The following is a 14,093-nucleotide window of genomic DNA, read 5'->3' on the forward strand; positions in this document are numbered from 1 at the left end:
AGGCTGACGACGGGAATCAAGGCGCAGGGTAGCATTTTTGAGCCCTTCATCGGCATCTTTAACGCCCTCCGGCTGCCATAAACTGATCAAACGGAATCCCGAATGAGCGAAAGCAACACCCCGGAACAGAACGGCAAGCCAGCCAGCGCCACGCCACCGAAGCAGGAAAGCCTGCTGGCCAACCTGCTGATCAATATCGCTATCCCTGCCCTGATCCTGGCCAAACTCTCCGGGGATGACTGGCTGGGCACCAAGTGGGCCATTGTGGTGGCGCTTGCCTTCCCCCTGCTCTACGGCCTGCGGGATTTCCTGCAGAACGGCAAGGCCAATTTCTTCTCTGGCCTGGGCATTGTCAGCATTCTGCTGACCGGCGGCATCAGTCTGATGGAGCTGGATGCCAAATATATCGCCATGAAGGAGGCGGCCATTCCGGCCTTGCTGGGCATCGCAACGGTGGTATCCCTGCGCACCCGCTGGCCGCTGGTAAAGACCTTTCTTTACAACGACAAGGTGTTGGATACCGACAAAATCGCAGCCAAACTGGAAGACAATAACAACCTCGGCGCCTTCGAGCTGACCCTGAAGCAGGCTTCCTGGATGGTGGCGGCCTCCTTTTTCCTGTCCTCGGTACTCAACTACGTGCTGGCCAAGGTGATTCTGACCAGCCCGCCGGGAAGCGAGGCATTCAATGCCGAACTGGGCAAGATGACAGCCCTGAGCTACCCGGTTATTGTCGTGCCCTCCATGATTGTGCTGATTCTTGCCATGGTCTTTCTGTTTCGCCGCATCGGCAAGCTGACCGGGCTCAAGCTGGAAGACATCATGGCTGCACACCACCGTTAACCCTGAATAAAGAGCGAAACCATGCTGTACGCGATTATCAGTGAGGACGTGGCAAACTCCCTTCCCTTGCGCAAACAGGCTCGGGCGGACCATCTGGCCCGCCTGGAAACCCTGAAAGAACAGGGGCGGCTGATACTGGCCGGCCCGCACCCGGCCATCGACAGCAACGATCCCGGTGAGGCCGGCTTCACCGGCTCATTGGTCGTCGCCGAATTCGCCTCCCTGGAAGCAGCCCAACAATGGGCGGATGCGGACCCCTACATTGCTGCCGGTGTTTACGCTGGCGTTACGGTGAAACCGTTCAAGAAGGTACTGCCCTGACCTTCAGCGGGACGGTTTGCCATTTTTTACAAAGACACCACGGCCCGCAGCGCGAAATGTGATTATGGTAGCGCCGCAACCCTGATGACTTCTCTAGACTGCGCGGCCTGACATCAAGGAGTAAAGACCCCCATGCTCGCAAGACTGGTTTGTTTCCTGGCAATAATGGTAGCCAGCCATACGGCTGTTGCCTCCACTGCCTGGGTAGATGACAGCATCTATGTACCGATTCGCTCATCTGCCAACCCCGCTGGCCGCATTCTGCACCGGGGCATCAAGAGCGGCACCCGCATCGAGTTTCTCGGCTTCGACGGTGACTGGGCAAAAATCCGCTACAAGGACATTGAGGGCTACATTGGCAAGCAGTATCTGAGCCAGAGCCCCACCGCTGAAATCATGCTGGAGCGAGCCAACCAGGCCAGCGAACAGGCCAAGGCAGAAGCGGCTAAATTGCGCACCCAGCTGGCCGAGCTCAAAGGCGAGCATGAGGCACTTTCCGAGCAATCCTCGGAACTGAAGAATGCCTTGAGCTCCCGCAGCGATGAGCTGGAACAGTTGCAGGACGTAGCCTCTGACCCGATCCGCCTGGACCAGGCCAACCGTCGCCTCAATGAGGAACTGAGCCTGCTCCGTTCCGAGCTGGATCAAGTGAAAGGCGAGAACGTGATGCTGCGCAACAACAACACTTCCCAGCAGTGGATTACCGGGGTCGGCATTCTGCTGCTCGGCCTGGTTGCCGGCATGATCATGCGTTCACGCTCGGGCCGCCGCCGTAACAGCGGCTGGGCAAACTGATCATCCACTGATTATCCCTGCCAAGGCCATGCCTTCCCGGCATGGCCTTTCTGCTGCACTCAGGCCCCCAACGCCCTGTATTTTCGGCAAAAATGACCGAAACGGACACGGGACATGCCAAAGCGCTTTGGGTAGCATGCCTGTTTACCCTGCTATTGACGACGACGGTTATGACTATCTGGCACAAGATTCGTGGCGCACTGGCCCTGGTGGGCATCCTGCTTAACACCCTTCTTCTCTGCCTTCCGCTTTACGTTTTTGCCCTGCTTCGGCTGGTGCTGCGCGGGGAAAAATCCCAGGTGGTATTGTCGAAAATTCTGGTCTTCATCGCCGAGACCTGGATCGGCATCAATAACGCCATTATCGGCCTGACCAGCCAGGTGAAATGGAACATCACCGGCATGGACACGCTGGATCGTGATCAGTGGTATCTGGTCACCTGCAACCACCAATCCTGGGCGGATATTCTGGTTCTGCAGCGCATCTCCAACCGCAGAATTCCCTTCCTGAAGTTTTTCCTCAAGCAGGAACTGATAAAAGTACCGCTGCTCGGGCTGGCCTGGTGGGCCCTGGATTTCCCTTTCATGAAGCGGTTCACCAAGGCCGAGCTTGAAAAGAACCCGTCCCTGAAAGGAAAGGACCTGGAAACCACCCGCAAGGCTTGCGAGAAATTTGCCTACTTCCCCACTTCGGTGATGAACTTTTTCGAAGGCACCCGCTTTGAGGCCGAAAAACACGCCAAGCAGCAATCCCCCTACAAGCACCTGCTTAAACCAAAAGCCGGTGGCGCCGCTTTCACCCTTAATGCCATGTCAGGGCATTTGCGAAATTTACTTGATGTGACCATTATTTACCCCCCGGAGGCACCCCGCTCTCTACTGGCTTATCTCGGCGGCGCCATGAACGAGGTTGACGTCATCGTTCAACAGCGCGTGATCCCCGCCTGGGCCTCGGAAGGCGACTACGAATCGGACCCGGAATTCCGAGCCCGATTCCAGCAATGGATTGGCGACCTCTGGGCGGAAAAGGATGCCTTACTGGAAAATAATAACGCCGGACGCACCACGCCGGGCGCCTGACGCAGCCCTTTTCCGCGTCAGGCATCCAGCGTCAAGCGTCTGGCGCCTTTTTGAGAATTTATATGTTTGGCCGATTTCTGAAACCTCGCTGGCAGCACAGCAATCCCGACATGCGGCTCAAGGCCGTGGAACAACTGTCCCCCGTTGACGACGAGGCGACCCTGGCTCGTCTTGCGCGCGGCGACTCCAACTCCCTGGTTCGAGCCGCCGCCAGCGGCAGAATTACGGACTTTTCCCTGCTGGACGAAATCCATCAGCGCGACGAAGAGCCCTCGGTGCGCGAAGCCGCCTCCATGCGGATCATGGCACTGCTGGCCGGCACCGTGGATGGCGCCCCCAACAGCGAAACCCGATTAAGGTTGATACGCCTCACCGGCAATCGCGAGGCGCTTGGCTATATTGCCCGTAACAGCCCCGATGAAATGTGCCAACAGGCCGCCATCGAGCGTCTTGATGATGACCACCTGTTGTTCGAGCTGGCCCTGGAAAGCAGGACAGAGACCCTGCGGCTCGAAGCCGCCCAGCAGCTCCGCAGCCTCTCCCTATTGAAGCGCCTTAGCCGCGAAGGCCGTGACAAACGCGTCACCCGGTTGGCCCGGGAACAAGCCAAGGCCCTGCAGGAAAAAATACAGCAGGAAGAAGCTGAGTCCGCACGGGTCGTGCAACTGGCAGATCGGCTGGAACAACACGCTCGCCGCTCCGTTGACGCCCTGTATGGCCCGCGTCTGGAACAGCTGGAACAGCAATGGCAGGACAGCAGCAACCGGGCGACACCAGAGCTGGCCGAGCGGGTTCAACAAGCACTGCAGCAATGCCGCCACCAACTGGCAATCCTGCAAGAGGAAAACCACCGTCAAGCACTGGCAGATACCGCCCGCGCAGAACGGGAAGCGGCAGCTCACAACCTGTATCAACTATTGAGCCAGAGCGAACCGCAAGCCTGGGAAGACCAGCTGGGCGAGTTGCGCTCTGCCCTTGCCACCCAGAAACGTCGCTGGGACAGTGCCAATGAGCAGGCCCCGGCCCCGGACAATGACAAACGGGCCTTCGAGGATCTGGTCAGTGCTTTCGAGCGCATGTTGAATCTGGCGGCCGATATTCTTGAAGCCCGCGATGATCCCGCTCGCCTGCAGAGCCTGGCTGCAGAGTGGCCCACGGGATACCCCAAGCCACCTTTGCTGGCTGCCCTCACCGCCCCGCCCCGCGAAGAAAAACCCGCAACGGCCCCGGCTCGCCCAGCACCGAGCCCCCATCAGGGGCTACTGGTTGCACTGAAGCGGGAGCTGCGAGAGGGCAATCTGCGCCACGCCAATCGCCTCTGGCACAAGGCCCAGGCCATCATCGACGAACAGGGCGATGCGGCCCTGGCCAGCCAGCTGAAAAAACTCGAAGCCCGCCGCGCCGAACTGCAGGACTGGCATCGCTTTGCTGCCGAGCCAAAAAAGGTGTCGCTGTGCGAATCCATGGAAGCCCTGGCTGGCAGCAGCATGGATGCGCCGCAACTGGCTTCCGCCATCCAGGCACTTCACGATGAATGGCGCGCCTTGATGAGCTCCGACCAGGACGAGGATCAGGCCCTCTGGGATCGCTTCAAGGCCGCCTCCGATCGCGCCTATGAGCCGTGCCAGGCCCATTTTGCCGAGCAGGATGCGCTACGCCAGAGCAATCTGGAAAAACGCCGCCAACTTTGCGAGCAGCTTGAGCAATTTGTTGCCGCACAGGACTGGAGCCAGGCTGACTGGCAAGGCATCTGGCAAATCCGCCAACAGGCACCCAAAGACTGGAAAGCCATTCAACCGGTGCGTTTTACTCACGCTCGTGAGGTGCAGAAACGCTTCTCCGCGATACTGTCCGGCCTTGACGAAAGGCTCAAAGAGTATATCGAGGGCGCCGAAACCTCTCGACAGGCCCTGATCACCCAGGCAAAAAACCTGGCCACACTGGATGATGTGGGCGAAGCGACCCGGCAGGCGCAGCAATTGCAGAAGCAATGGCGTGACACGCCCTGGTTGCCGCCGGCGCAGCATCGCGCCGGTCAGAAAAAATTCAAAAAGGCCATGGACGCCCTGTTTGCCGAGCGCAACCGTCAGCATGCCGAACGCAAAGCGGAACAGGAAGTTCGCTCACAGGAAGCGCGAGATGCGGTCACGCAACTGGAAAGCTGCCTGGATGCGCCTTTCTCAAGGGAGGGAGCCCATGCTTTGAAAGAAGCGCTGAACGCGCTTGAACAATTCAACAGCTCCGCCCTGCCCCAGTCTCTGAATCGCCAGGCTCAGCAGCTGCGTCGGCGAGCCCGGGAAAGGCTCGACCGCCTGTCTGAATGGGAGCACTGGCAAGCTCTACAGCAGACCGCGGAAAGCCTTTCTGAAGTGAATGAGTGCGGCGAGGAATCACTGACACTGGCGGTTGCCTTCGAGGCGCTGGCTGGCGTACCCAGCCCTGAAGCCGAGCGCCAGCGCCGCCTTCAGTGGCAACTGGAAAAGCTGCCGTCGGCCATGAAACAGCAACAATTTTCTGCTCTGGATGAAATGGCTCGGCTTTTGAAGGATCACGATCAGCCGGTCTGTGTCGCCGTGCGCAATCGCCTGCTTCAGGCCCTGGCAGTATTGGAGCCGGGCAGTGAGTAATCTGCTAACCCGGTTTGCCCGCACCCCGAGAGGGCTGCGCTGGTTTCTGAATCTTTACGGTCCCTACCTGGGTGCGGGTGTGCGGGTAGATTATCTGGCGGAGGACTTTCGCGAGCTCAAGGTGTCCATGGGATTGCACTGGTACAACCGTAATTACGTGGGCACCCATTTTGGCGGCAGCCTCTATTCCATGGTCGATCCGTTCTACATGCTCATGGTCATGAACGTGCTGGGGCGGGATTATATCGTCTGGGACAAGGCTGCCGAGATTGATTTCATCAAGCCGGGCACCGGGCGGGTTCATGCCCGTTTCCTGCTGACCGATACCATGCTGGAAGCAATCCATCAGCACACTGCCGACGGCAACAAATACCTGCCTTGTTGGCCGGTGACCATCATCAACGATGACGGCGAGACAGTGGCCAAAATCAACAAGACGCTCTATATCCGCAAGAAGCCCCGCAGCTGATCTTGTCGTGGGAGCCATCCCTCATGATGACGCTGATTGATCTGAAAAGCGCCAATGGTTCGCCATGCAAGCATGGCTCCTACAGTCACTGCCCGAAGCTACCTGTCTTTTCCAGATAGGCGAGTTCTTCGGCGGTGCTTTCCCTACCCAGAGCTGCATTGCGATGCGGGAAACGCCCGAAGCGGCGAATCAACTCCCGATGTTGCCTGGCTGCATCGACACTGCTTTGTACCGACTTGCGACAGGAATCCGGGGCGCGCTCCAGCAAGGCGGTCATGCTGTTCAGACAGAGATCCTGCAGGTCTTCATCTTCAGCATGCATCAGTGGCATCAGAAAGAATACCTGCCCACACAGGGGCAACTTGCTGTGCATCTGCCTGGAAACACCCTCCACCGCGAGGGTTGCCGCCCGGTGATCGCCGGCAAAGGCCTGGGACTGGCCACGGTAGATATGGCGGGTGAACTGGTCCAGCAGCAGGATCAATGCCAGCCGTGACTGAGGCTGGCGTTCCCAGTCCACCAGTTCCTGCTGTACCGCCGCCTCCACATAAGCGCCGAAGCGATGCTCAATCTCTGCATCATCACCCGCACTGGCGCGAAACCATTTGCGCGTTACCGATGCCTGCGGCCAGTCCTGGCTCAGACCATCCTCAAACCAGTAATTGAGTACGTCCTGCCAGGGCGGCGTCAATTCAAACATCGTCACCTCCTGCGGCTTCATCGCACTGAGCCGGCAATAAAGGCTCAAGCACAGAAGCGGCATGGGCCTTCAACAAGGGCTGGGCTTCCCCGGTGGGATGAATGCCATCCTTCTGCATCCAGCCCTGCTCCACCACGCCCTCCAGGAAAAACGGGAACAACGGCACTTTTTTGTCGTCAGATACCTGACGGAACTGTTGTTCGAACAGACGGGTATACTGTTGCCCGTAATTGGGGGGAATACGCATGCCGAGCAATACCGGTGTGGCGTCTGCGGCACGGCTTTTTTCGATCATCTGTGCCAGGTTGTTGCCCATGGCGATGGGGGACAGTCCGCGCAGGCCATCATTGCCGCCCAGCTCAATGATCACGATTTGCGGCGCATGTTTGTCCAGCAATGCTGCCAGCCGGCCATTGCCGCCGGCGGTGGTTTCACCGCTGACCGACGCATTGATCACGGGGAAATCACGGCAGCGCTGTTCCAGTTCCTTCTCCAGCAGGGCGACCCACCCTGCGGATTTTTCAATCCCATAGGCAGCACTGATACTATCGCCCAAAACCAGTAAGCCCCTGGCCTGCACGGACAGCGCCGCCATGGCCAGAATTGCCACTAAAAGAAGCCGAATCATGAACACAACATCTCCCGTATTAAGCGCCCGAAATCTTGGCAAACGTGTACAGGGACCAGAGGGCGGGCTGGATCTATTGCAGGATATCACGCTGGCAGTGAATGCCGGTGACAGTCTGGCCATTACCGGGCCATCCGGCTCCGGCAAATCCACCCTATTGTCTCTGCTCGCCGGCCTGGATGTGCCCACCAGCGGTGAGGTGCTGCTGGGAGACAAGCCGTTCAGTAATGGCAGCGAAGATCAACGGGCCCGCCTGCGCGGTGAGCAATGCGGCTTTGTATTTCAGCATTTCCAGTTGGTGGCCGATCTCACCGCCCAGGAAAACGTCATGCTGCCGCTGGAAATCCTGGGCCGCGCCAAGGACCGCGACACCGCCCGCCACTGGCTCGACCAGGTGGGGCTGGGCAAACGCCATCATCACTTCCCGGCCCAACTATCTGGCGGGGAACAGCAACGCGTTGCGCTGGCGCGGGCCTTCGCGGTGTCCCCTTCCCTGCTGTTTGCCGATGAGCCCACCGGCAGTCTGGATTATGCCAATGGTGAGCATGTAGCAGACTTGCTGTTTTCCCTGAACCAGGAACAGGGCACCGCCCTGGTACTGGTCACCCATGACCAGACTCTGGCCCGGCGTTGCAGCCGAGCCATGTCCCTGGTGGAGGGCCGTCTTGGTGTTTAAGGCCTGGCGTTCCCCCGCATTCCGCGTTCAGGCACTGGCGGTGCTGGTGGCAGCCTTTGCCATGACCGCCATGCTGATCCTGCGCGACACTGTCGACCAACGATTCAACCAGCGTACCGCCGTTGCCCTGGGCGCGGACCTGATTCTGGAAGGCACCCGTTTTCCGGAACCGGCACAACGCCAGCAACTGGCAGAGACCCGTCACACGGAAAGCGTGAAATTTTCCAGTGTGCTGGTAAACGACGACAGCTTTCTGCTGGCCAGCATACGGGCGGTGTCGGCCGGCTTCCCGCTCTATGGCGAGATCCAGATCAGTGACAGCCGCTTTGCGGATCCGTACCCGGTGGATCATGGCCCACAGCCCGGTCATGTCTGGATTGCCGGCACCGGGCTGGATCGCCTGGGCTTACAGACCGGCGAGTTCATTACCCTTGGCGAACGCAGCCTGCTGATCGATAAGGTCATCGTTCAGGAGCCGGATCAACAAGCCGGCTTCTACAGCATGAACCCGCGGGCCCTGATCCATATTGATGATCTGCAACAGGCAGCAATACTCGGTGAGGGCAGTCGCTACCGCCATAACATTCTGGTGGCTGCCAATGATGCCACTCGCCAGCAGCTGGAGAGTCGCCTGACCCCGGGGCTGCGGCCGGACCAGGAACTGGAAACCGTGGCCAATACCGAGTTGCGCAGTCGTGGGCCGGTGGAGCAACTTTTCCTCTGGTCGCAACTGGCGGTGATGCTGGTGGTGTTGCTGTGCGCGGCGGCCATCTACCTAACCTCAAGCCACCGTGCCCGTCACCAGCAAACGCTCTGTGCCGTGATGAAAACCGTGGGCGCCAGCCAGGCAACCATTGTCCGCCGCTTGCTGGGCGGCGACGCCCTTGCCCTGTTGATCCCCACGCTCAGCGGTATTGCCCTGGCCAGTGCGCTGGGCCTGTATCTGATCACACTAATGGGGGGAGGCATGACCTTTCCCGTTGCTGCACCGGTATTGGGCCTGATTGGCCCGGTGCTGCTGTGGCTTGGGTTTGCTGCCCCCACCCTGTGGGCGCATCTGGGCCTGCCAGCCACCGCCTTGCTGCAACAGCGTGAAAGCCAGCCGGGCCGTCAGCGCTGGACCCTGCTAATTGCCCTGCTCACCCCGATCCCGCTGGCCGCCGTGATGAGTGGTTCACTGACCAGTCTGTGGCCCCTGCTGCTGCTGACTTTTGCCATCGCGGTGGGGCTACCGCTGGTGCTGTGGCCCCTGGTGTCGCTATTGGACCGGGTCAGCGGCAGGATGCCGCTGGCTGCCCGTCTGGCCCTGCGCCGCCTGAGCCGTCGCAAGACAACCACGCTGCCCCTGTTGGCAGCGCTGGTGGTGTCACTGGCGGTATTGTCCATGTCGATCCAGACCGGCAGGCAGTTACTGAGCGACTGGCGCTCTACCCTGCCCGACAATGCACCCAACTATTTTGTCATCAACCTGTTTGACCAGGACCTGGCGCCTTTCAATGACTGGCTGGCACAGCACAACAGCGACAGCCAGCCTCTTTATCCTGTGGTTCGCGCCCGGCTTACCGCTATTAACGGCGAGCCTGTGCGTGATGCCGTGACCAAGGAGCAGGACCGTGGCGACCGGGCATTGAACCGGGACCTGTCTCTCACCGAGGCGGATACCTTGCCTGACAGCAACGAGCTGCTGGAAGGCCGCTGGGTCGAGGGGGCCGGCGAGGTCACCGTGGAAAGTGAGTTGGCGGAGTCACTGGGGTTGAAGCTGGGTGACCAGTTGATCTTTACCGGGGCCTCCACGCCTATTGAAGCTGAAATTGTCGGCCTGCGGGACGTGGACTGGGAAAGTTTTGCGCCTAACTTCTACTTCATGTTTTCCCCGGGCACGCTGGAAGCCCAGAGTCGCACCTGGATCACCAGTTTTTATCTGCCCCCCGAGAAAAGCACAGAGCTGGCGAGCCTGGTGCAACAGTTTCCCCAGATCAGCCTGCTGGACGTGAACGCCATCCTTGCCACCTTGGAGGACATCGTTGCCCAGGCCAGTCGCGCCGCTTTCTTTGTGGGACTGATGCTGATGCTGGCGGCGCTACTGGTGCTGGCTGCTGCCCTGCTGGCAACCGCTGACCAGATGCGCAAGGATAACCGGCTGCTGGTTGTGATTGGCGCCCGCCAGAGCCTGCTGCGGCGCACCGCCGCTCTGCAGGCCCTGTTCCTGATTGGTGGCGCCGCCCTGCTGGCCAATCTGATTCACTTTGCCGCACTGTTTCCACTGGGGCAGAAACTGTTCGACGGCGAGTTGCCGTTGAGCCTGTGGTTACTGCTGCCCTGGGGCGTCACTGCGTTGCTGGTGCTGGCAGCGCGGCTGGCGCCACCCTTGCAGCCAGCTTCCCTTAGCGGGAAAGTCTGACGCAGATAACACGGCGACTTCGTAGGGTGGATTAGCCCAAGGCGTAATCCACAAAATTCACTGCAGCAGACGTCGAATCGCAGGAAGGTGGATTACGCCTTAGGCTAATCCACCCTACGGTTGATACGGTTACCGCGAGACCGTTTCTAACGTTCCGCCCCTTTCCTCAACCACAGGAAGGCCGCTAGTGCGGTAATGCTGCTGCCGGCCATCAACAGTGTCATCGGCACCGGCGTGCCGTCATGCCAGGCGCCCAATACCGTGCCGATCAGCCCGGCCAGCAGAAATTGCAGCGTACCGTTCAGGCCGGTAGCCGCACCGCTGTCGCGATCAAACAGGCTGAGGAAACTGGCAATACCGTTGGGGATCACCAGCGCCACCATACCTGCAGTGACCATAATCAGTGGCACCACTGCCCACAGAACCAGGTTGTCTGTCAGCGTCAGCACCAGCAATGCCACCCCGGCCAGGGCTTGCAAGATTAGCCCTGCACGCATGATGTCTGCGCTGGCATAACGGCGCAGTAACACAACATTCAGGCGATTGAGCCCGAGCATGGTCACCACATTGGCACCGAAATACAGCGGGAACTGGTAGGGGCTGATGCCGAAATGATCCATGTAGAGGAAGGCAGCATCGGTAATGAAGACAAACAGGGCGGAAAATGCCAGCGCATTGGCAAGAATAAAGCCCATCGCCGGGCGATTGCGCAGCACTCTCCCATAAGCGTTGAACAACCGGTGCCACAACGTCTCATTGTCTTGCCGCCGGGGAACCGTGGGCAGCGGGAAGCGAACCAGCAGCATCAACATCATCCCGTATCCGGCCAGCATGAAGAAAATGCTCTGCCAGCCGGCAAGATTGAGCAGTGCCACACCCACCGCCGGCGCCACCAGCGGCGCAATCAGCATGACCAGGCCAATACTGGTGAGAACCCCGGCGGCCTGCTGGCCGGTGAAATGGTCCCGTACCGAGGCGGCGGCAATCACTACAGATGCACCTCCCCCTACGGCCTGGAGGAAACGCAGCAGGTAAAGCATCTGGATGTCATTACTGAAAGGAATGATCAAGCTGCCGGCAATGAAAAGCAGCAACCCTATATAAGCGACCGGCTTGCGACCAAAGTGATCCGACAAGGGTCCGCCCAACCACTGGCCCAGTGCCACGCCGAGTACATAGACACTCACCGAAATTTCCACATCGTGGATCGGCACGGCAAAGTGCTCAGACATCGCCAACAGTGCCGGTAGATAGGTATCAATGGCGAGAGGCCCCAGTGCGACCAGGGTGCCGAGTAGAATCGCCAATCGACGAGGGGAAATTTGGGCTTGCATGAAATGTCCAGTGAGGCAGCGAGATCGGGATGGTAACGCATGTGACGCTGAGCTTCAGTGAATTTATGAACCGGATTCAGTTCTTGTTATGAAAAACGGGTTGCGGCCATCGTGTTGTCCTGTGACCATTAGCCGCTTTGGCGGGTTAATGAAAGCGCCCCTGCCCATGGGGATTCCAGAAACGCAATGGGTAACCGCGATGACAACACTATCAACGGACCAGAATTGGTCCTCGTCTGTGCCCGTGATTCAACCTTCCGGGGCTGACCCTGCTTGCTCTGCTGACACTTTCTGCCCAGCCACCCGTCATTACCAAACGGAAACTGCATGAATTTAGAGATTGCGTACCAATTGGCCATCATCACCGTTGTGGCCTTCCTGTGTCAGTGGGTGTCCTGGCGTATCAAGCTACCCGCCATTCTGCCGCTGCTACTGACTGGCCTGGCACTGGGGCCACTGACCGGTGTACTGCAACCCAAAGAATTGCTGGGTGATCTGCTACTCCCCGGCGTATCACTGGCGGTATCGATCATTCTCTTTGAAGGGGCCATGACCCTGCGCTTCGATGAGATTCGCGGCCTGGAGAAAACCGTTCGCCGCCTGGTGACCTGGGGGGCGCTGGTAACCTGGTCAATCGTGGCCGTGTCTGCCTGGTGGCTACTCAAACTGTCGTTTGACCTTGCCCTGTTGTTTGGTGCCCTGGTGGTCGTCACCGGCCCTACCGTCATTGTTCCGCTTCTGCGCAGCGTACGCCCGGTCAGCAGCGTGGCCCGCTTGCTGCGCTGGGAAGGCATCGTTATCGATCCGCTGGGTGCCATTTTTGCGGTACTGGCCTATGAGCTGGTGGTGGCCAGCGGGCAGGAAGGTGCGTTACTGCATACCCTGTGGCTGTTTTTCCAGACGATCACCGTCGGCGCCGCCATCGGTGCAGTGGTCGCCATGGGCCTGGCAGCGCTGCTGCGCCGCCATCTGGTCCCAGAATATCTGCGCAGCTTCCTGGTGCTGTCGCTGGTCATCGGCGAATTCGTGCTGGCGAATGCGCTCAGCGAGGAATCCGGCCTGGTAGCCGTTACCGTTACCGGCATCGTGCTGGCGAACCTCAAGGGGGTTCGCACCAATGATATTCTCCACTTCAAGGAGAACCTCTCTGTCATTCTGATCTCCGGGCTTTTTATCGTTCTGGCGGCACGTCTGGAAATGCAGGAACTCGAGCAACTCGGCTGGATGGCACTGGTAGTGCTGGCGATTATCCAACTGGTCGCCCGCCCGGCGTCCGTGCTGGTCGCCACACTGGGCTCCAACCTTAATTGGCGGGAAAAATCCCTGCTCGCCTGGATTGCCCCCCGGGGCATCGTGGCAGCGGCCATTTCCGCCCTGTTTGCCGAACGGTTGCTGCAAAATGGTGTGGAGGGAGCCGAAATGCTGGTTCCTCTCACCTTCATGGTCATCATCGGCACCGTGGCACTGCAGAGTCTCACCGCCAGACCCCTGGCTCGTTTATTGAAGGTCGCCGAGCCGGCACCGCGGGGGTTCCTGATTGTAGGGGCCAACCCGGTAGCCCGAGCGATTGGTTCTGCCCTGCAGAAAAACCAGTTCCCGGTGATGGTCACGGACTCGAGCTGGGAATCCATTCGACTGGCCCGAATGGAAGGCCTGAGTACATTTTATGGCAACCCGGTTTCCCAGCATGCTGACCAATACATGGATCTGGTGGGCTACGGTAAATTGCTCGGGCTAAGCCCGCGGCGTGAGCTGAACACTATGGCCACCATGCGCTATCGCCTGGAATTCGGAGAACCGAATATTTTCAGCCTGCCAACGCAGAGAAGCGACAAGGAAGTGAAGCATGAAGTGGCCCCGGAACACCGTGGTGCCACCCTGTTCGGTGCCGAGATGACCTATGCTCGCCTGGCCAGCCTGCTAAGTCAGGGCGCGGAAATCCGCAAGACCCGGCTCACTGAAGAGTTCGATTTCACCGCCTACCAGCAAACCCCGCACCGCCGGGTATGGCCGCTTTTCGCCATCGATACCCGCGATCGTATCTATGTGTTCAGTGAAGAAAGTCAGCCCGCGCCCAAGGCAGGCTGGCACGTGCTGGGCCTGATCAAGGAAGATGCGGCCAAGGAAGAGGCCCGCACCGAGGCGCGGGCCGAAGCTGCCGCAGAAAAAGCTGCCGCAGACAAGGGCAAAGGCACCGAGAAAGTCAGCCAGAAAAGCTGA

The 14,093-nt window shown here is 59.4% G+C and carries 12 protein-coding genes; 9 read left to right on the forward strand and 3 right to left on the reverse strand.

Features of this window, described 5'->3' with window-relative positions; genetic code table 11:
- Positions 1–102 precede the first annotated feature (102 nt).
- The 6 genes from Q0Y02_RS02400 to Q0Y02_RS02425 all read left to right on the forward strand — a co-directional run bounded on the left by Q0Y02_RS02400 (position 103) and on the right by Q0Y02_RS02425 (position 6,134).
- Positions 103–843, forward strand: a complete 741-nt coding sequence (locus Q0Y02_RS02400) for a VC0807 family protein (protein WP_297763892.1) — start codon at positions 103–105, stop codon at positions 841–843.
- Positions 844–864: 21 nt separating this feature from the next.
- Positions 865–1,164 (forward strand): YciI family protein, encoded by a 300-nt coding sequence (locus Q0Y02_RS02405; protein ID WP_297763895.1) that lies wholly within the window; start codon positions 865–867, stop codon positions 1,162–1,164.
- 132 nt (positions 1,165–1,296) lie between these two features.
- Positions 1,297–1,959 (forward strand): TIGR04211 family SH3 domain-containing protein, encoded by a 663-nt coding sequence (locus tag Q0Y02_RS02410; RefSeq protein WP_297763899.1) that lies wholly within the window; start codon positions 1,297–1,299, stop codon positions 1,957–1,959.
- A 170-nt stretch (positions 1,960–2,129) separates the two neighbouring features.
- Positions 2,130–3,038, forward strand: coding sequence for an acyltransferase (locus Q0Y02_RS02415; RefSeq protein ID WP_297763902.1), 909 nt, complete (start codon positions 2,130–2,132; stop codon positions 3,036–3,038).
- Between the two features lie 62 nt (positions 3,039–3,100).
- A complete protein-coding gene (locus Q0Y02_RS02420; RefSeq protein WP_297763905.1) occupies positions 3,101–5,665 on the forward strand; it encodes a DUF349 domain-containing protein in 2,565 nt (854 codons plus the stop codon).
- Positions 5,658–6,134, forward strand: coding sequence for a DUF4442 domain-containing protein (locus tag Q0Y02_RS02425; RefSeq protein WP_297763908.1), 477 nt, complete (start codon positions 5,658–5,660; stop codon positions 6,132–6,134). Before Q0Y02_RS02420 ends, Q0Y02_RS02425 begins: the two co-directional genes overlap by 8 nt.
- An 85-nt stretch (positions 6,135–6,219) precedes the next feature.
- On the opposite strand, the gene Q0Y02_RS02430 is transcribed toward Q0Y02_RS02425, so the two are convergent.
- Both Q0Y02_RS02430 and Q0Y02_RS02435 read right to left on the reverse strand, forming a co-directional pair.
- Positions 6,220–6,834, reverse strand: a complete 615-nt coding sequence (locus Q0Y02_RS02430) for a DUF924 family protein (protein WP_297763910.1) — start codon at positions 6,832–6,834, stop codon at positions 6,220–6,222.
- Complete coding sequence (locus tag Q0Y02_RS02435; protein ID WP_297763913.1) at positions 6,827–7,462, reverse strand: arylesterase; 636 nt, start codon at positions 7,460–7,462, stop codon at positions 6,827–6,829. The genes Q0Y02_RS02430 and Q0Y02_RS02435 overlap by 8 nt, the downstream gene beginning before the upstream one ends.
- On the opposite strand from Q0Y02_RS02435, the gene Q0Y02_RS02440 reads away from it, so the two are divergent.
- Both Q0Y02_RS02440 and Q0Y02_RS02445 read left to right on the forward strand, forming a co-directional pair.
- Positions 7,461–8,138 carry an ATP-binding cassette domain-containing protein gene (locus Q0Y02_RS02440; RefSeq protein WP_297763916.1) on the forward strand — a complete coding sequence of 226 codons (678 nt, stop codon included), beginning with the start codon at positions 7,461–7,463 and terminating at the stop codon, positions 8,136–8,138. The two genes, Q0Y02_RS02435 and Q0Y02_RS02440, sit on opposite strands and share 2 nt — an antisense overlap.
- Complete coding sequence (locus tag Q0Y02_RS02445) at positions 8,131–10,539, forward strand: ABC transporter permease (RefSeq protein ID WP_297763919.1); 2,409 nt, start codon at positions 8,131–8,133, stop codon at positions 10,537–10,539. The genes Q0Y02_RS02440 and Q0Y02_RS02445 overlap by 8 nt, the downstream gene beginning before the upstream one ends.
- A gap of 146 nt (positions 10,540–10,685) precedes the next feature.
- Here the strand turns inward: Q0Y02_RS02445 and Q0Y02_RS02450 are convergent, their stop codons facing one another.
- Positions 10,686–11,873 carry a multidrug effflux MFS transporter gene (locus Q0Y02_RS02450; RefSeq protein ID WP_297763922.1) on the reverse strand — a complete coding sequence of 396 codons (1,188 nt, stop codon included), beginning with the start codon at positions 11,871–11,873 and terminating at the stop codon, positions 10,686–10,688.
- A gap of 327 nt (positions 11,874–12,200) precedes the next feature.
- On the opposite strand from Q0Y02_RS02450, the gene Q0Y02_RS02455 reads away from it, so the two are divergent.
- Positions 12,201–14,093, forward strand: a complete 1,893-nt coding sequence (locus Q0Y02_RS02455; protein WP_297763925.1) for a sodium:proton antiporter — start codon at positions 12,201–12,203, stop codon at positions 14,091–14,093.

It is taken from the genome of uncultured Alcanivorax sp., from assembly GCF_947258575.1.
Lineage (GTDB): Bacteria > Pseudomonadota > Gammaproteobacteria > Pseudomonadales > Alcanivoracaceae > Alcanivorax.